This window comes from Allobosea sp. P2_B12, from assembly GCF_056404835.1.
In genome coordinates this window covers 315,551-332,602 of the sequence record NZ_JBFUDG010000004.1, presented here as the reverse complement: position 1 = coordinate 332,602, position 17,052 = coordinate 315,551, and the positions used below count along the sequence as shown (strand labels likewise).

The window sequence follows — 17,052 nt, the reverse complement described above, 5'->3', positions numbered from 1 at the left end:
CGCATCTAAGCATGTTTCGTCCTGGTCGGCAGCCGGTGGGCGCTCAAGCGCAGTCGGACGGCTCCTTGCCATCGCGCGCGCCATTCATCACGCCGTAGGAGCCGGACTTCGCGCCGGGATGAATCGCATATCCAACGCCCTGCAGGCCACGCCTGAGCAACTCCCGCACGGCGGAGGCGCGGCTGGGCATCCGGTTTGAAAACCGGAAATCGTCCAGGGCCTGGAGTTCTTCATCGTCGAGCATGACCTGCAGGCGTTCGCCTCTCGTCAGATCGTTGCCCTTGATCGTCTTCTCGGACATCGCCTTTGCCTCACCTTCCATCTGAATGATGAAGACGCGCCACTTACTCATTTGTTCCAACGTCTCAATCCTGTCATTGCGAGCAAGCGCCCTCGAATGAGCAGCCTAACCCACTGACACAATTGGTTTTTGCTGGGCGCCAAGGCGTGATTGCCGTATGGTTGGACCATGCCTCGCAGATTTCGAGGCGCCCTCGATGGCAAATTTTCTTGATCGAGGGAAGCGGTCGCTGGCCTGTCGCCGCGTACCGCCCACGAAGGCAAGCGTTCATTGCTGGCCCTCGTCCGTCAGGCAAAGGACGGACCTTGAAAGCATTCGATATGACGCATCAAGGCATCATGATCTTTGGAAATGGCAGCCGCCTCGAGATCAAATACAAGCTCGCCATGCCGGGCGCGGACGGTGTTCGCAACGGTCATGTGATCGGGGATCTGATCAGCGTCGATCAGGCGTTGCTCGCCGGAAGTATTCGACTGGTCTGCCAGGACGGGCTGACGCTGACGACACTGATCACCCATCAGACGGCGAGCGGTGCGACATTCGTCGGGACCATCGCGCAGAACGGACATCATGTTCCCAGCATTCTCGCGCAGTTGCCGGCTTCGGGAGGTGCCTGGGGCGGCGCTGCGGTCCATGGACCCGAGCAATCGTCATAGGTCTCGCAAACGATCGCAGAGAGTGCGGCAGCGAGGACGCGCGTCGGCGAAACCCATCACAGGTCGAGCAGAGGTCCATCCTGGGGCTCGGCCTTGCCGTCTTCGCGCCAGCCACCTGCCAGGGTGAGGCTGGCGCTGTAGATCACCTTGCCCAGTTCATCGCGCACGCAGACGGCGAATTCGCGGCTGTCGCCATCTGGCAGAACCTCCCGCACCATATCGGGAAGAGCGTCGAGCGCGAGATGGCGGGCGTCCGCAGCGCCGGTCAACTCGACGCCCTCGCTGTCGATATGGGAGAAATTGCCGTCGGAGCTGTCGATGAAATAGCGGGGCATCTCGCAGCAATCTCCTGCAAGGGGGTCGGTTCCGTCAGCGTGGCAACTTGACCAGGTTGAGATAAGTCGGATCGAACTGTGAGAGCGCAGCCAGCCCGTCGAAATCGACGATGGTGATGGTGCTGCCTTTCCATCTGACGAAGCCGGTGGCGCGAAGCTCCTGAAGCGTTCGATTGGCATGCACAAGGGAGAATCCGAGCGCGTCGGCCAGTTCGACCTGGGTGACGGGAAAAGCAAAGCTTCCATCCCGCGCCAGATCGACCGCATGCAGGCGAAGATAGAGTTCGCAGATCAGATGACCGAGATGAGCGGTCGCTGCACGACGCCCGCTGGAGGTGATCCAGGCCCGCTGGATGGCGCCATCGATCACGGTTGACAGCCAAAGCAGACGACCCAAATGAGCCGACCGCTCGATCACACGCAACAACTCGCGATGCGGGACATAGGCCGCCTCGCAATCCGTGAGCGCCACGACGCTATGGTCCATGACTTTCAGCAGGAATGCATGCAGATCGACGAAATCTCCGGGAATATGAAGCGCGGTGATCTGACGCTTGCCGTCGTCGAGAAGGACTTCACGAGCGGTAAAGCCGCTCAGGACGATGCAGCTCTCCGAGGGATGGGAATGCTGGGCGACCAGCTCCTCGCCCTTGCGCAGCAGCCTCCGGCGCATCGTCATGCCCTCGATGAGAGCCTGCTCTTCCGGAGTGACCTCGTCGCGAAGCGCCAGCGAGCGCACGAGGAACTGCAATTTCGGTACGGTGACGTCTTGAGGCATCCGTCATCCAACGCCGCGTGACGGGCATCGTTCCCAATGACCGCAAAGGCCGAGCAGGCCAGGCAGCCCTGAAACGGCAGAACCCGGCGGTTGCCCGCCGGGTTCTGGTTCGTCTGGACGGCGATGCCGCGATCAGGCGGCCTCTTCCTGGATGTCGTCGTTGTCGCTCTCGGCTTCGCCCTCGGCGGCCTCGACGACTTCGCCCTTGCCGGGACGGCGTGGCGACTTGGCGAGTTGGCCCTCGATCTTCTTCAGCGCTTCGGTCTCGGTGACGTCGTCGACGACCGCGATCTCGCGGGTCATACGATCGACAGCCGCCTCGTAGAGCTGACGCTCGGAGTAAGACTGCTCGGGCTGGGCCTCGGAGCGATAGAGGTCGCGGACGACCTCGGCGATGGCGACGAGATCGCCCGAATTGATCTTCGCCTCGTACTCCTGGGCGCGGCGCGACCACATCGTGCGCTTGACGCGGGCGCGGCCGGTCAGCGTGGTCAGGGCCTTGGTGACGCTCTCGGCATCGGCAAGCTTGCGCAGGCCGACGCTGGCGGCCTTGGCGGTGGGAACGCGCAGCGTCATCTTGTCCTTGGCAAAGCTGACGACGAAGAGTTCGAGCTTGAAGCCCGCAACTTCCTGCTCCTCGATCGCCGTGATCTGACCGACGCCATGGGACGGATACACGACGAATTCACCCGTCTTGAACCCCTGGCGCATAACAGCTTTCTTCACCGTGGACATGCCGTTACGACTCCTGACCGGACCGCTTGACGCGGGCTCGCACTTCTCAATCTCCGGCCGGATGACCGGAGACACTTTGCCTGACGCCGGCGGGTCGGCCCGCCGCTCATGCTCCCTCAGCCGATCGTCCTTCTGTGCAACCCAAGCCAAAGACATCGATTGCTCCGGCACAGGTGCCGGCGGCTCTCGTCATCCTTTTCTAGGGAGCGCCCCGTTTGTGAAAAACCTCGCAGGGGCATGCGGAACGAATGCGACTGAGGCTATTATGTAGCATAAAAAACACGCCGAATCAAAGGTAAACACAAGCTCCAGGCAAGCTTGTGTTCTGCAGCGCAGGAATGGTTAACGCTGTTGGGCGGTTTCGGGGGGTTATTCTGCCCGGTTTTTAGTCGCCTGCACCCGGCTCAGGCGAGAAATGCGCCTCGAGTTTTCCGGCGACGCCGTCGAACTCCTTGGCGTCGGGAGGAGCGTCCTTCTTCTGGCTGATATTGGGCCAGCTCGCGGCATATTTGGAATTGAGCTGCAGCCAGCTCTCCAGACCCGGCTCGGTGTCCGGCTTGATCGCCTCGGCGGGGCATTCCGGCTCGCAGACGCCGCAGTCGATGCACTCGTCGGGATGGATGACGAGCATGTTCTCGCCTTCATAGAAGCAGTCGACCGGGCAGACCTCGACGCAGTCCATGTACTTGCACTTGATGCAGTTCTCGGTGACCACATAGGTCATGTCGCAGGTTCCTCGGTCATGTCGCAGGCGCGTCCCGTCCGCCAGCCGGCCTCATAAAGCCTTCGCAGGCTCAGGATTCAAGGCCGATCTGGCCTTTCCGGGTAGCAGGACTGTCTCTTTATCGGTCCTCGAGGAGGACGAAATTCCGCTGCGCCGGCCGCATAAATTCATTTGTATACAAACGATCGGCGTTTTTAAACGCCGCCCTCGTCGTCTGCAAGCGACGCATCGTCGCGCCCGCCCTCGTCCAGCCGCTCATACAAAAGCCGGGCCTGCTCGAAGGGCCCGCGCCGCTCGCCCAGCAAAAGCAGGCGCACCACGAGGGTCGCGTGCGGCAAAGCGAGCGTGAGCACGTCGCCGAGCTTCAGGCCGTGGGCCGGGTTGTGCGTCCGGCGGCCGCCGATACGGACATGGCCGTCCTCGACCAGACGCACGGCGACCGTGCGCGTTTTGGCGAAGCGCGCGAACCAGAGCCATTTGTCGAGGCGCTGACGATCGTCCCGCACGCTTCGCTCGCCGCCCTCAGCTCTTGCGGCCTTCGAGCTGCGCCTTCAGGGCGGCGAGCTTGGCGAAGGGCGAATCCGGATCGGGCTCGCGATCGGCCGGGCGTGGCCGCGGCGGCTGCTGGAAGCGCTCGCCGCGATCCTCGCGGTTACGGTCGTCGCGGCGCGGGCCACTGCCGCCACCCGGACGCCCATCGCGCTTGAAATCGGGCCGGGGCCCACGACCCTGCTCGGGACGGCCCTGACCTGGGCCTTGACCCTGGCCTGCTCCCTGATCGGGGCGCGGGCCGCGCTGGCCCGAACGGGGCCGGTCATCACGCCGGGGCTCGCGCTCGGGACGCGGCGCGGCAGGTGAACCCTCGACGGGGGCAGCCATGGTCGGAGCCGGAGCGTCGCCATCGCGACGCGGACCGCCCGGTCGCGGTCCGCGATTGGGCCGGTCGCCACGGCGTCCGCCGGGCTGGCGTTCGCCGGGTGCGCCTGCGCCTTCGCGGGGGCCGCGATTGGGCTGCTCGGGCCGGCGGCCGCCCTGATGGCGATGCGGGCGCCAGACCTCGATCAGTTCAGGCTCGGCTGCCGCAACGGGTGCTTCGGCGGCGGCAGCGACCGGCTCTGCCTCGGACGCCTCGACTGCGGTCTCGGGCTCAGCGCGGGGCAGGGCCGACATCAGGTCGGCCGGAACCGGCTCGCGCACGGTCTCCACCTCGTCCTGCGTCAGGATCGGCGCGTCCGCCGTCTCCAATGCGGGAGCATCGGCCGAAACCACCACTTCGGCGATCATTGGCTCGGCAGCCGCATCGGGCTCCGCTGCCGTCTCGGGTGTAGCGGTAGCCTCGGCCGGTTGTTCGTCGCTTGAGGCTGCCGCTTCGGAGACAGGCTCTGCCGCGGCTGCGTCGCCAGCGAGGACGTCGTCAGCCTTGGCGGGTTCTGCCGCAACCGGCTTGGACGGGGGCGCGGCCAGCGGCACGGTGATGGCGGGGCCGGGCCGCTTGGAGGAAACATAGCCGAGCGAACGCAGGATCGAGGCGAAATCCTCGCCGGCGCAGCCGACGAGCGAGGTCATCGCGCCGCTGACGACGAAGCCGTCCTGATCGGCCGCGCCGGTCGGCGGCGTGCCTTGCGTCAGGCCGGGGCGATAGGCGATCGCGGGCCGGATCAGATCGGCGAGGCGTTCGAGGATGTCGACGCGCACGGCGCGCTCGCCGCAGACGCGGTAGCCGGCGGCGCGGTACAGCCCCTTGGGCACGGCCTTGTCGACCGGGAAGGAGGTGCGGCCCGACGCCGCGAGATGGGCGATGTCGTCGAGGCCCGAGAGCTCCGGGCCGCCATGCTTGAGCGCCCAGAGCTGGGCCGCGAGCGCTCGCGGAGCGGGCTTGAGCAGGGCCGGGACGTATAGATGGAAGGCGCCGAAGCGGATGCCCAGCAGGCGCAGGGCGGCCCGGCCCTCCTGGTCAAGCGCCTTCATCTCCTCGGCAACCTTGGCCCGCTCCAGCACGCCGAGCGATTCGGCTGCCTGATAGGCGATGCCGCGCGCGATGCCGGTGAGCGTGGTGGCATCCTCGAGCAGTTGCAGCGCACCGAGCAGGCGGGTGACGTGGTTCTTCAGCCAGAGCTGGAGCCTCGCTTCGACCTGTTCGCGGGCCTGGCCCGCGAGATGCTCCTCGACCAGCAGGCGCAGGCGCGGTTCGATCGCCTTCTCGCCGGCGATCAGGCGCGCCACCGGCTCGCCGATCCAGCGCAGCAGGCCGTCATGCGACAGGACGAAGGCATCGTCGCCGGCGAGCACGACGCGCGCGGCGCGCGCCTCGATCTCGCTGGCGAGCGCCTTCATCGCTGCCATGTTCAAGGCTTTCGCCTCCGGCCCGCCGGCTTTCGGGTCCGCGGTAAAGCGGAATCCCTGCAGCATTCCGACGTGCTGGCCCTCGACGAGCACGTCGCCCGTCGTGGTGACCTCAGCCTCCAACATCGTATTCTCCCGCAAACGGCGCATCAGCACGCTGGTGCGCCGGTCGACAAATCGGCTGGCCAGACGCTCGTGCAGAGCATCGGACAGCTTGTCCTCTACAAGACGCGCAACCCCCTGCCAATGCTCCGGATCGGGCAACCAGTCCGGACGGTTGGCGACGAAGGTCCAGGTCCGCACCTGCGAGATGCGCGCCGACAGCGTATCGATCTCGCCATCGGTGCGATCGAGCGCCGATAACTGGGCCCGATACCAGTCGATATCGAGCGTGCCATGGCGCATCAGCCGCAGATAAAGCGTCGTCGCGAGGTCGGCATGCTGCTGCGGCGCGATCTTGCGATAGTCGGGCAGGCCGCAGACTTCCCAGAGCCGCTCCACCGCCGGTCGGCCCTGCGCCAATGCCTTGACGTCCGGATCCCTGGCGAGAATCTCGAGCGTCGTCATGTCTTCGGCGATCAGCGCTCGCGTCAGGCCCTGTTCGGTGGGCTGCAGATTCAGGCTGTCGAGAAGCTGCGCGACGGAGCGGAAATCGAGATCGGTGTTGCGCCACTGGAGCTGCCGCACCGGCTCGAAACGGTGATTCTCGATCGCCTCGACGAGATCGGCCTCGAAGGGCGGGGAGCGTCCGCTGGTCCCAAATGTGCCGTCGCGCAGATGCCGCCCCGCGCGGCCGGCGATCTGGCCGAACTCGGCCGGGTTGAGTTTGCGGAACTGGTGGCCGTCATATTTTTTGTCGGCGGCAAAGGCGATGTGATCGACATCGAGATTGAGACCCATGCCGATCGCGTCGGTGGCGACGAGATAATCGACGTCGCCGGATTGATAGATCTCGACCTGAGCATTTCGCGTGCGCGGCGAGAGTGCGCCGAGCACCACGGCCGCGCCGCCCTTCTGGCGCCGGATCAATTCGGCGATGGCGTAGACCTCCTCGACCGAGAAGGCGACGATGGCCGTGCGAGGGGCCAGCCGCGTGATCTTGCGGTCGCCTGCGAACAAGAGCTGCGACAGGCGCGGCCGCGTCACGACATGGACGCCGGGAATGAGCTGCTCGATCACCGGCTTCATCGTGCCGGCGCCGATCAGCATGGTCTCGGCCCGGCCGCGCCGGTTGAGCAGCCGGTCGGTGAAGACATGGCCGCGGTCGAGATCGGCGGCGAGCTGGATCTCGTCGATGGCGACGAAATCGACGGCGAGATCGCGCGGCATCGCCTCGACCGTGCAGACCCAGAAGCGCGGCCGCGCCGGCTTGATCTTCTCCTCGCCGGTGACGAGCGCGACCGCGTCGACGCCGGCCTTCTCGACGACGCGGGCATAGACCTCGCGCGCCAGCAGGCGTAGCGGCAGGCCGATCATGCCGGTCGGGTGGGCGACCATCCGCTCGATCGCCAGATGCGTCTTGCCGGTGTTGGTCGGGCCGAGCACCGCAGTGACGCCTTGGGAGCGGACCGAGGGGGGCAGGGAGCGGAAAGGGATCAAGGCGCAGCCGATCTGACGTGTGCATTTCGCCCGGCCATGACGCCCATGAGGCGTTGCGTGATGGCGCGAGGCGTAACGGTGAACTAGGAAGCGGAACGAGTCCCGAACGAAGCAGGCCCGAATCGCTGACTCCGGCAGAATCGGGTTTCGTTCCCGGTAGGGCGTCGCGGCGGCGCGTCCCGGCACCAGGCTGTTGGGGGGAACACCGGCATCGCCCGTCCTTCTCTGCGCCTGGGATCGCCTGCCACCGGCCGCGTCCCCAGCCTCAGACTATCTAAGCGCTGTCGGCCGCGAAACGAGGGTCTTCGCTCTGCGATCGACGCGAGGCGTCACGATCAGCCGAAGAACGCCGCGAAAACCTCCGCCGCCTCGTCTGGCGCCTCGACATGGACGAAATGCCCGGCCGTCTCGCAGAAGCTGACCTGCGCATTGTCGAAATGCTCCGGCACGAAGGCGGCCCATTCCGATTTCAGGACGGGATCGTGGCGGCCCCAATGGACGCGCGTGCGCTGATGGATGCGGACCGACGGCGTCGGATGCCCGTCGATCGCTGCCAGCCGCGCGGCGTTCTGGCTGCGATACCAGTCGAAGCCGCCGCGCAGATTGCCGGGCTTCATGAAGTTGTCGATCCAGAGGTCGAGCGCCGGATCGAAGGCATCCTTGCGATGGCACCAATGCGACAGGAAATGCGAGAAATAGAGCGCGCAGGACTGCCGGCTCAGCCCGATCAGCGCTTCGGCCAGCGGCAACTGGTGGAAGGACTGGTACCAGATCTCGTTGACATGGCCGTCATGGACCCAGCGTTCGGCAATGCTCTGGGTCGGGCAGTTGAAGAACAGCAGCCGGTCGACGAGCTGCGGATGGCGCCGCGCCAGCGCCTGGGCGGCATAGGCGCCGACATCGTGGCCGACGACGCCGACCGCCTCCAGGCCGAGCGCTGCGATCAGCGAGGCCATGTCGTCGGCATGGCTGTTGGCGCCGACATCGGCGCGCGGTGCGGCCGACTTGGCGCTGTCGCCGAAGCCGCGCAAATCCGGTGCGATCAGGCGGAAATCCGGGTGCAGCCGGTTCATCAGCGGCAGCCAGGCCGCCCAGAATTCGGGCCAGCCATGCAGCAGCAGGACCGGCGTGCCGGATCCGACCTCGGCGACATGCAGCGTCGTGTCGCGTACCGCGATCTGGCGATGGCGCAGACCGGGCGGGGTGGCGAAGTCGCTGGACATGATGGCTCCCGACAGAATCTGGCGGAAAGCTAGCGCCTCTCCGCCCGATGCCGCAATCGCCAGCGGGCGCATGAGGGCGATGCAGCCGAGCTTCTCCACAGGGGCTGGCCTCGTCGCAGCATGCTGCGGCTCGTCTACGCCTATTCGTTGATGCTGCGGGGACGGTCCTGCGAGGCGGCATATTTCGCGCCGCAGAAGTTGCGCGCATTGTCGGTCCACTGGCCGAAGCCGGTCGCGACCATGTTGCGAATCACGGTGCAGACATAGCGCTGCTGAGCCGGATTGTTGTGCGGCCCGGCATGATAGCGCGCTACCGCCATGGTCCAGGTGTCGTGGCGCGCCTTCAGCCGCTTCAGGAACTTGGCCGAGTATTCGACGTTCAGCGCCGGATCGAACATGGCGTCGAGGCTGGGGAACTGGTCGCGGTGGTAATGATGGTTGATCTGCATGCAGCCGATGTCGATCAGCTTCTTGCCCTTGGCGCGCGAGGCCTCGAATTCGGCGACGGCGTCCTGCTTGGTCGCGCCGAAATAGGGGCGGCCCTGAATGTTGAGCGCATAGGGCTGCAGCGAATTGCGCCGCCCGCTTTCCGTCAGCCCGACCGAGTAGAGCACGCCGACGGGGATGTCATAGGCCTTGGAGATGCGGGTCATGTGCTCCTCGCATACGGTCTGCGCGGCGGCCGGCGTCGCCAGGCTAGAGATAGCGATAAGGATCGCGGCCAGGGCGGTTGCTCTCGCGCTGATCATGGGATTCCTCCGTGCTGGTTGTCGCGTCCTGCTGCCAGCCGCGACGCTGCGGCTCCTCGCGCTCGCCCTGGCGCGACTGGTCGAAGCCGCGCCCGTCGCGGGCGCCCGAGCGGTCGTCCGCCGTCCCGTCGCGGGGGGCTGCCTCCTGCCCGCCGGGCCGGGGGTCCGGCGCCGTGCCATCGACATGGACGGTCTCGACCGAGACCTGGTCGAGCGCATAGCCGCTCGCCTTGACGATCTCGCGCAGCGCCTCACGGTCATTGGCGAGCATCTGGGCGGTTTCGGCGCGGCTGGCTTCGAGCCGGATTTCCATGCCGCCCTGCGAGATCCGCAGCTTGACGACGATGCTGCCGAGTTCGACCGGGCTGAGCTGGATGTGAAGGATCTTCGTCGGCTCGGAGATGCCCGCCGGCCTGTCGGAGTGCAGGTCGGGCACGTCCTGCGCGCGTGCCAGGCTAAGTTCAGCCGCCGCCTGGCGGATCGGTTCGGCGACCTGCTGCAGCGGTGACAGGCGCATCACCGGTGGCAGATGGGTTTCCTGCCGAACCACGGTGATCGTCATCGGCTTCTCGGGTGCTGCGTCCTTGGCTGCGGCCTCGGACTTGCCGGAAGGATCCTCCAGTGCGTCGGCCAGTGCCGCGAGGTCGGCAAGGCCGGGCAGGTCTGCTGGGGCCGCCGTGTCGCTTGGCATGGCGATGCCCGTTTCACTGGCGGAGGGCTTGACCGCGCCGGCTGCGGCGTCGGGCGAGGTGCCCGTGCCGGCCTTTGCAAGCGCACTGCTCAGCGCGGCGAAGGCGTCGCGCTTCGTGCCGGGTTCCTTGCGGGACTCCGGCGGCGCCTCGCGGCCAGGTGTCTGAAGCGCGCCGAGAAGCAGGCGGGCCGCGTCGGTCGCGCCTGCTGCCGGCGCTGGCTGGACGGCCGCGTCCAGCGCCAATGCGGCGGCGGTAGCCTCCGCGGTCCCCGTCTCCTCGGTCAAAGATGCGTCGGCGTTCTTGCCGTGCGCGGTGGATGCTGCCTTGCCCGCTCCCTTGTCGAGGTTCTGGAGCAGGGTTCGGAAGGCGGAACCCCGTTCGTCGCGGCCGCCGGGCGCCAGACGAGCCTTGGGATCCTTGGTCGCGGCGGCGCCGGCTGCTCCGGGCGCCCGGCCGGGAGGCAGGAAGGGCGTTTCGAGATTGCTCATGGCTTGTCGGCTCCCTCCGGCGCCCCATCGAGAAGCGTGCGGGCCTCGGCGAGGCTGCGTTGCGCCGCCGTCACCATGCGCTTCACGCGTGGATCGAGATCGGCGGGCTCAGCCGTGGCGGTCGGCGTCTGCGTGGTGTCGGCGGGCGTATCGACGATGTTCGCGGCGACGCGCAGCGCGGTCTGCAGGATGTCCTTTTCGTCGGCCGGCAGCCGGTTGGCGTCGATCTTCTTCAGCGTCTCGAGCGCGCCATCGGCCTTGTCGATGCCGATGCGCGAGGCGGCCTTGTAGAGCGAGGCGCGCGCGATCGTGGCCTGGTCGGCGCCGGGAATCCGTGCCACCTCCTCGGCGGCGCGGCGCGCCTGCTCGAAGCGGCCGCGGATCAGGGCGTCGCGGGCGATGATCAGCAGGACGGAGCGCTGCTGCTCGCGGTCGAAGGCGCGCAATGTCGCGACCAGCCGGGGAAACTTCTCGGGGTCGCGGCCGATGTCGAAGCGCACCAGCCCGGTGGCGAAAGCCTGGCGAAAATTCTCGGCATAAACCGAGCGGTCGAAGCGGCGCATGTACTGGGCGGTCGCTTTCTCCAGCCTGTCGAGATCGTTGATCTCGGCCGCTATGAAGACCGCGCGCCGAAGTGCGCCTTCCTCGACCAGCGAACCCGGAGACAGCAGCCGCGCCTGGTCCAGCAGTTGCAAGGCGCGCTTCTGGTCGCTGCGCAGGATCAGCGTGGCCTGGACAAGTGCGAGGTGTCCGGCCAGCGATTCATGCAGGCTCGCGGGGTCGAGCGGCATCAGCAGCGCGCGGGCCTTGCCGGTGTCGCCCATGACATAGGCGAGCGCGCCGTCGGCCAGACCCTTGGGCAGCCCGGCCGGCTCCTCACGCTTGAGGAGTTCGGCCAGCACGCCGGGCTGGCCGCCGCTCAGCACATATTGCACGGCGGCGCGGGTGTTGCGCTGATCGTCCCAGATCTCGGGCGCCTGGGCCAACATAGCGTGTTCGAGATCGCCCAGCAGCTTGCCCTGCGCGGCATGGGCTGCGCGGTTGCCCGCCGCGGCCTCGTTCTGGAGCGACTGCAAGGTCCGCACGAGCTGGTAGGGCGGCGGCGCGGCTGCCGCCGGGTTGCCCTGCGTCTCGGCGCGGACGCCTCGCGTGGCGAAACAGAGCGCGGCGATGCAGAGATGAAGCGCGATGCGTCTCATGCCCGCTTCTCCCGGATCAGGATCTCGATGCGGCGGTTCTCGGCGGCGTTGCGGTCGACGGCGCGCGGCTTGCGGCTCGAATATCCTTCGACATGCTCGATGCGGGCCTCGTTGATGCCGCCCTGGATCAGCAAATCCTGCGCGGTATGGGCGCGCGCTGTCGAAAGCCGCCAGTTGTCGCTGCGCCCGTCGCGGAAGGGCCGGGCATCGGTGTGGCCACGGATGATGATCGCGCCCTCGCGCTGATTCAGGACGGTGGCGATGCGCTGCATCGCTTCGACGGTCTGCGGATGCGGTTCGGCCGAGCCGATGCCGAACATGCCGAAATTGGCGTTGTCGGTCAGGCTGATCAGGACGCCCTCATCCGTCTGGCGGACATCGACCTGGGGCTGGTCGCTGCGCTGGCTGGCGCCCTTTCCGCCGGCGATGGCAGCCGCGATGGCGGCGGCGACGGCGTCATCGGCCCGAGGCTTGGCGGGAGCGGGCGCGGTGGCCGGCATGGCCGCGGCCGTGCCGCTGCGCGGCGTCATCGGCGGCGAGATCGCGGGCGGCACGGCCGGAGCAGTGGATTGGGCAGCCGCCATCTGGGTGGACGTCTGCTCCTTGCCCGAGGCCATGGTCGCGGCCGTGGCAGCGGGGTTGGCGGTCGCGGTCTCAGCCAGCGGCGCCGTCATCGTGGCGGCCGGCGAGGGAACTTGAGCGACGGGTGCCACGGCCGTCGTCGGAGCCGGCGCGGGGTCGCCCGCAAAGGCCTCCTGCTTGCTCGGCTTGTCGGTCTGGGGCGTCTGGCGCCAGAAATTCGGATCGAAGGGGTCGCGCAGCGCCTCGCCGCCATTCATGCCGGGCTTGCCGGTCGCGCCCAATGTCAGGGTCGAGGCCCTGTCGGAGCCAGGCTCGGGCTTGGCGGCGGCGAGTTCTGCGAGAATCGCATAGGGGTCCTCGAAGGCGGCCTTGCCCTGGCCCGGATCCTTGAGCGCGGCGCTCGGGCGATGGTCGGTGCCGGTCTTGGCGGCGCCGGTCTCATTGCCGTCATGGCGGCTCGTGCTGTCGACCTCGCCGGGTTCGGCATCCTGCGGATTGCGCACGCCCTTGCGGTCGGAGGTCGTGTCCGAGAGCTTGATCGGGTTGAAATACTGGGCGACCGTCGCGCGCGTTTCGCGATTGGTCGAGTTGACCAGCCAGAGCACGAGAAACAGCGCCATCATCGCCGTCATGAAGTCGGCATGCGCGATCTTCCAGACGCCCGTCTTGGGCTGGTCCATCGTCTTGCCCGCGCTGCGGCGGACGATGATGATATCGCGGCGGTCGTTGTCCATGATCGCTCGTTTACGGTTTGCGGGAGGGCCGCCAAGGCAAGCTGCTGAGTCAGGCCGCGAGCCGGCGGCGCCGGTCGGGACCCTGGCCTTCGAGCCTGGCGACCCAGGCCTCGATGCGGGTTTCGATGGTGGTCTCGCCGGCGACGATGCTGACATCGGTGGCGTCGGTGTCCGTGAACTCCACGGCGCAGCCGGTCGGGAAGACGTTTCGCAGCGTCTCGATCAGCAACGCGGGCCCGCTGACGCGGATCAGCATGCCGTCCTCGCCCGCCAGTAGCGGGCGGATCTGTTCGATCAGCGCGCGGCTGGCGGCATCATGCAGCTCGCCAGCCAGGAAGGGGCGGAGCAGGCGACCGGTGGCGTCGGAGAGGCTTTCGCCGAGTGCGTGGAATGCTTCGGGGATCTGGGTCGCAAGCTGTGCCGCGACCTCGTCCGCCCATGACTGGCGGGCCTGTTCGAGGGCTGCCGCCGCCTGCTGCTGAAGCCAGTCTGCCTGCATTTCGGCCTCGGCGCGGGCCTCGGCGAGACCAGCCTTGCGGCCGCTCTCGAAGATCGCGTCGAGATCGGGCGGCGGCTCGCGTGGTGTCTTGGGCAGGAAGGATGGCAGCTCGATCTCGTCGGCCTCGGCCGAAGCCGTCACCGCCTCGGCAATGTCGGCGACATCGATGTCCTCGACGTCGAAGCTCGGGATGAAGTCTGCGGCTGGGCGATGCTTCACGCGCGCTCTCCCTCATGGATCCACTGCTTGAGGATCGCGGCAGCCTGGGCCTCGTTGAAGTCGATGAGCTGCTCCAGCTTGCGCAGCGGCGAGCGCTGCGAGGCGCTGGTCAAATCGCCGATCAGGTTCAGCCCGATTTCCGTGCCGGCGATCTGGAGCTGCGGATCGACGTCGGACACCGTGGCCTCGTCGGCGACCGTGGTGACGGCCGGCGGGGTCGGGCGCTTCAGGATGGCGTTGATCGAGGGCCGCAGGCCGAACCAGATGATCAGCGCGGCGAGGCCGAGGATCGTGACCGCGTTGATCAGCGTGCCGGACTGGCGCAGCAGCGTCTCGGCGACGCCGATCGGCGCGGCGGGCTCGAGCGTGCGGCTGCCCTGCAGGAAGTCGACCGCGAGGACCTTGATGTTGTCGCCGCGCTGGCCGTTGATGCCGGCGGCCGAGGCGACGACCTGGCGGACGTCCTCCAGCCTGGCGTCGATTGCCTCCGGCGAGGGGGCGGCGCCGAGCGATTCGATCAGGCGCGGCCGGTTGATCAGCACGGCGATCGACATCCTGGCGACGGAGTAGCCGTCGCTGACGGTCTGCGTCTTCTTCGAGGAGATCTCGTAATTGGTCAGCTCCTCGCGGCGCTGCTTCTCCTCGCTCGAACGCTGGCCGCCATCGGCGCGCACGGCGCGTTCGGGGACGTTCTGCTCGACCGTGGTCGGCTCCTGCGTCGCGGCGTTCTGGGAGGTGTCGTTCTCGCGCACGACGCGGACCGAGCGCTCGACCTTCGAATCCGGGTTGAAGACGGTTTCGCTGGTTTCCTTGCGGTCGGTGTTCAGATCTGTGGCGACGCTGATCTCGAAGTTCTCGAGGCCGAGATAGGGCGTCAGCGCCTTGCGGACATTGTCCTGGATCTCGCGATTGACGTTCTGCTGCAGCCCGGCGAGCTTGGACGAGGCCATCTGGCCGGCCTCGCCGCCGGTGGCGAGCAGCGTGCCGTCGGTGTTGAGCACCGTGACCTTCTCGGTCGAGAGGCCCGGCACCGCCGAGGCGACGAGATGGCGGATCGCCTGGGCGACATTGCCGGCGCCGGAGGTCTCGGTGCGGACGACGACGCTGGCCGAGGCCGGCTGCTGGTCGCGACGGAAGGAGCCCTTGTCGGCCAGCACGAGATGGACGCTGGCCGCCTTGACGCCGCGCATGAGTTGGATCGTGCGGGAGAGCTCGCCCTCGAGGGCGCGAACCCGGGTGATTTCCTGCATGAAGGAGGTCAGGCCGAGCGAGCCGAGCTTGTCGAAGAGCTCATAGCCGCCGCTGGTGCTGCGCGGCAGGCCCTTTTCGGCGAGGAGCATGCGCGCCTGGCCCGCCTGCGACGGCTTGACCAGGATCTGCGTACCCTCCGAATTCACGTCGAAGACGACGCCGGATTCCTGGAGGGCTGCGCCGATGCGGTTGACGTCCTCACGCTGAAGGCCGCTGTAGAGCACCGACATCTCGGGCCGGCTGAGATAATAGGCGCTGACGCCGATCGCGGCGAAGACGAAGAGCCCGATGGCGGCGAGGGCCGCCAGACGCTTGTGGCCGAGTTGCTGGAGATTGAGCCAGATCTCTTCGGCGTATTGGCGACCCGGCATCGTCGTTCCTTCGAGCATTGAACGTTATGACGGGAGTGTGCTTGCCGAGCCTTGCGTGAGCATTGCGGGGTGCGACCACGCGAGGCGACGATCTTTCGCTGAGGCTATGCGGCCGACGGAGATCCCGCCGGAATGCGAAAAGGCCACGCTCCGTGAGGAGCGTGGCCCAGTCTTGTGTTGCCGTGTGCCGTTCGCGTCAGCCGCGGAAGAGCGACAGGATGCTCTGGCTGCCGGAGTTGGCGATCGACAGCGCCTGGATGCCGAGCTGCTGCTGCGTCTGCAGAGCCTGGAGGCGGGTCGATTCGGCGTTCATGTCCGCATCGACGAGCTGGCCGACACCGCGATCGAGCGAGTCCTTCAGCGCCTTGACGAAGTCCTGCTGCAGGCCGATGCGGTTCTTGATGGCGCCGAGGTTGGTGGCGGCATCGGTGATCGTGCTCAGCGCATCGTCCACGCCCGAGATGTAGGTTTCGAGCTTGGAGAGGTCGGCGGCGTTGTCCGTCAGGGCGCTGATGTCGATATCGGCGACGCTGAAGGTTTCCCAGGCGGTTCCGTTGTAGGCATCGTAGGACTTGTCCAGGATGCCCTTGCCGCTTTCCGTGGCCGGAGCCGTGGCAAGTGCCGCGGGACCGGTCAGACCGCTGTTCAGCGTGATGGTGACGCCGGCCGGCGCACCGTTCTCCTGGGCGCGGTTGGCGAAGACCAGCTGGCTGGTGGCGGCGTCGACGGCGACGGTCAGACCGTCGATGCCGAGCTTCATGATGTCCTTGGCGATGCTCGCCAGGGTCGAGTCGGTGGTCGTCGCAACGTTCACCGTAGCGCCGGTGCCGACCTGGACGGTGATGTTGCCGGCAGCCGCCACGAAGGTGCCGGTGCTGGCGCCGGTGACCACGTTGGTCGCAGGCGTTGCGTCGGCCTTCTGGTCATAGAGCTTGATGGCCTCGAGATCGACGGTGACCGTGTCGATCTGGACGACGCCGCCGGCCCGCGAGAAGGACGAGACGACCGACTTCGTCGAGTTGTAGCTCGTCGAGTTGGAGTCGACCGAGATCCAGTTCTCACCGTTGAACACGGCGGAGTCACCGGTGTTCTTGAGCTGCTTCTGGAGTTCGCCGATTTCGCTCTGGATCTTGTCGCGATCGACGCCGGGGGTACGGGCGGCGACGAGCTTGGCCTTGATCTCGGAGACGACTTCGACCGTGCCGTTCAGGCCGGTATACATCGTGTCGATCGTCGCGGCGCCGAGGCCGAGAGCGTCCTGAACCGCGCCGAGAGCCTTGTTGTCCGAGCGCATCGTGGTGGCGATGGACCAGTACGCGGCGTTGTCGGAAGCGGTCGAGACGCGCTGGCCGGTGGCGATGCGGTTCTGCGACATCGCGAGGTTCTTGTTGGTCTGCGTCAGCGTCTGCAGCGCAGTCATAGCGGAGGTGTTGGTAAGCAGGCTGGTCATGATGATGTTCCTCAATCTGAAGGGATTGTTGGGGAACATTCCGGGCTTTAACCGGGATGGCAGGGCGGCTTCATGCCTTTGACCGTGTGGGACGCACCCATCGGATCGGTCAACCTTCCATGCA

At 67.0% G+C, this 17,052-nt stretch carries 16 protein-coding genes; 1 reads left to right on the top strand and 15 read right to left on the bottom strand.

Annotated features, from left to right (window positions below):
• Positions 1 to 43: 43 nt before the first annotated feature.
• Complete coding sequence (locus AC1DYU_RS13315; protein ID WP_158482394.1) at positions 44 to 301, bottom strand: hypothetical protein; 258 nt, start codon at positions 299 to 301, stop codon at positions 44 to 46.
• Positions 302 to 621: 320 nt separating this feature from the next.
• On the opposite strand from AC1DYU_RS13315, the gene AC1DYU_RS13310 reads away from it, so the two are divergent.
• On the top strand, positions 622 to 957 hold the full coding sequence (locus AC1DYU_RS13310; RefSeq protein WP_476792027.1) for a hypothetical protein: 336 nt from the start codon (positions 622 to 624) through the stop codon (positions 955 to 957).
• Positions 958 to 1,013: 56 nt separating this feature from the next.
• Here the strand turns inward: AC1DYU_RS13310 and AC1DYU_RS13305 are convergent, their stop codons facing one another.
• From AC1DYU_RS13305 to AC1DYU_RS13240, 14 genes are all read right to left on the bottom strand, one after another.
• On the bottom strand, positions 1,014 to 1,292 hold the full coding sequence (locus tag AC1DYU_RS13305) for a DUF6894 family protein (RefSeq protein WP_158482396.1): 279 nt from the start codon (positions 1,290 to 1,292) through the stop codon (positions 1,014 to 1,016).
• 34 nt (positions 1,293 to 1,326) lie between these two features.
• On the bottom strand, positions 1,327 to 2,070 hold the full coding sequence (locus AC1DYU_RS13300; RefSeq protein ID WP_476792026.1) for a Crp/Fnr family transcriptional regulator: 744 nt from the start codon (positions 2,068 to 2,070) through the stop codon (positions 1,327 to 1,329).
• A gap of 132 nt (positions 2,071 to 2,202) precedes the next feature.
• On the bottom strand, positions 2,203 to 2,805 hold the full coding sequence (locus AC1DYU_RS13295) for a CarD family transcriptional regulator (protein ID WP_158482398.1): 603 nt from the start codon (positions 2,803 to 2,805) through the stop codon (positions 2,203 to 2,205).
• A gap of 385 nt (positions 2,806 to 3,190) precedes the next feature.
• The gene (fdxA, locus tag AC1DYU_RS13290; RefSeq protein ID WP_158482399.1) at positions 3,191 to 3,529 is read right to left on the bottom strand and encodes a ferredoxin FdxA; all 339 of its coding nucleotides are present in this window, start codon (positions 3,527 to 3,529) and stop codon (positions 3,191 to 3,193) included.
• Between the two features lie 194 nt (positions 3,530 to 3,723).
• Positions 3,724 to 4,035, bottom strand: a complete 312-nt coding sequence (locus AC1DYU_RS13285; protein WP_476792025.1) for an RNA-binding S4 domain-containing protein — start codon at positions 4,033 to 4,035, stop codon at positions 3,724 to 3,726.
• Between the two features lie 16 nt (positions 4,036 to 4,051).
• Positions 4,052 to 7,468 (bottom strand): helicase-related protein, encoded by a 3,417-nt coding sequence (locus AC1DYU_RS13280; protein WP_476792108.1) that lies wholly within the window; start codon positions 7,466 to 7,468, stop codon positions 4,052 to 4,054.
• 338 nt (positions 7,469 to 7,806) lie between these two features.
• Positions 7,807 to 8,694: an alpha/beta fold hydrolase gene (locus tag AC1DYU_RS13275; protein WP_476792024.1), complete on the bottom strand. Its 888-nt coding sequence runs from the start codon at positions 8,692 to 8,694 to the stop codon at positions 7,807 to 7,809.
• Between the two features lie 140 nt (positions 8,695 to 8,834).
• Positions 8,835 to 9,443 (bottom strand): transglycosylase SLT domain-containing protein, encoded by a 609-nt coding sequence (locus AC1DYU_RS13270; RefSeq protein WP_476792023.1) that lies wholly within the window; start codon positions 9,441 to 9,443, stop codon positions 8,835 to 8,837.
• On the bottom strand, positions 9,391 to 10,623 hold the full coding sequence (locus AC1DYU_RS13265) for a flagellar hook-length control protein FliK (protein ID WP_476792022.1): 1,233 nt from the start codon (positions 10,621 to 10,623) through the stop codon (positions 9,391 to 9,393). Before AC1DYU_RS13265 ends, AC1DYU_RS13270 begins: the two co-directional genes overlap by 53 nt.
• Positions 10,620 to 11,822 (bottom strand): chemotaxis protein MotC, encoded by a 1,203-nt coding sequence (locus AC1DYU_RS13260; protein ID WP_476792021.1) that lies wholly within the window; start codon positions 11,820 to 11,822, stop codon positions 10,620 to 10,622. The genes AC1DYU_RS13265 and AC1DYU_RS13260 overlap by 4 nt, the downstream gene beginning before the upstream one ends.
• Positions 11,819 to 13,138, bottom strand: coding sequence for a MotB family protein (locus AC1DYU_RS13255; RefSeq protein WP_476792020.1), 1,320 nt, complete (start codon positions 13,136 to 13,138; stop codon positions 11,819 to 11,821). Before AC1DYU_RS13255 ends, AC1DYU_RS13260 begins: the two co-directional genes overlap by 4 nt.
• A 49-nt stretch (positions 13,139 to 13,187) precedes the next feature.
• The gene (locus tag AC1DYU_RS13250; protein ID WP_476792019.1) at positions 13,188 to 13,856 is read right to left on the bottom strand and encodes a hypothetical protein; all 669 of its coding nucleotides are present in this window, start codon (positions 13,854 to 13,856) and stop codon (positions 13,188 to 13,190) included.
• A complete protein-coding gene (gene fliF, locus AC1DYU_RS13245; RefSeq protein WP_476792018.1) occupies positions 13,853 to 15,478 on the bottom strand; it encodes a flagellar basal-body MS-ring/collar protein FliF in 1,626 nt (541 codons plus the stop codon). The genes AC1DYU_RS13250 and fliF overlap by 4 nt, the downstream gene beginning before the upstream one ends.
• A 196-nt stretch (positions 15,479 to 15,674) precedes the next feature.
• Positions 15,675 to 16,928: a flagellin N-terminal helical domain-containing protein gene (locus AC1DYU_RS13240; RefSeq protein ID WP_158482408.1), complete on the bottom strand. Its 1,254-nt coding sequence runs from the start codon at positions 16,926 to 16,928 to the stop codon at positions 15,675 to 15,677.
• Positions 16,929 to 17,052 lie beyond the last annotated feature (124 nt).

Bases quoted from the DNA above. Each gene is read 5' to 3' on its own strand.
- AC1DYU_RS13295 (WP_158482398.1), bottom strand. From the start codon at position 2,805: ATGTCCACGGTGAAGAAAGCTGTTATGCGCCAGGGGTTCAAGACGGGT.
- AC1DYU_RS13275 (WP_476792024.1), bottom strand. From the start codon at position 8,694: ATGTCCAGCGACTTCGCCACCCCGCCCGGTCTGCGCCATCGCCAGATC.
- AC1DYU_RS13270 (WP_476792023.1), bottom strand. From the start codon at position 9,443: ATGATCAGCGCGAGAGCAACCGCCCTGGCCGCGATCCTTATCGCTATC.
- AC1DYU_RS13265 (WP_476792022.1), bottom strand. From the start codon at position 10,623: ATGAGCAATCTCGAAACGCCCTTCCTGCCTCCCGGCCGGGCGCCCGGA.
- AC1DYU_RS13315 (WP_158482394.1), bottom strand. From the start codon at position 301: ATGTCCGAGAAGACGATCAAGGGCAACGATCTGACGAGAGGCGAACGC.
- AC1DYU_RS13255 (WP_476792020.1), bottom strand. From the start codon at position 13,138: ATGGACAACGACCGCCGCGATATCATCATCGTCCGCCGCAGCGCGGGC.
- AC1DYU_RS13305 (WP_158482396.1), bottom strand. From the start codon at position 1,292: ATGCCCCGCTATTTCATCGACAGCTCCGACGGCAATTTCTCCCATATC.
- AC1DYU_RS13300 (WP_476792026.1), bottom strand. From the start codon at position 2,070: ATGCCTCAAGACGTCACCGTACCGAAATTGCAGTTCCTCGTGCGCTCG.
- fliF (WP_476792018.1), bottom strand. From the start codon at position 15,478: ATGCCGGGTCGCCAATACGCCGAAGAGATCTGGCTCAATCTCCAGCAA.
- AC1DYU_RS13310 (WP_476792027.1), top strand. From the start codon at position 622: ATGACGCATCAAGGCATCATGATCTTTGGAAATGGCAGCCGCCTCGAG.
- AC1DYU_RS13260 (WP_476792021.1), bottom strand. From the start codon at position 11,822: ATGAGACGCATCGCGCTTCATCTCTGCATCGCCGCGCTCTGTTTCGCC.
- AC1DYU_RS13240 (WP_158482408.1), bottom strand. From the start codon at position 16,928: ATGACCAGCCTGCTTACCAACACCTCCGCTATGACTGCGCTGCAGACG.
- fdxA (WP_158482399.1), bottom strand. From the start codon at position 3,529: ATGACCTATGTGGTCACCGAGAACTGCATCAAGTGCAAGTACATGGAC.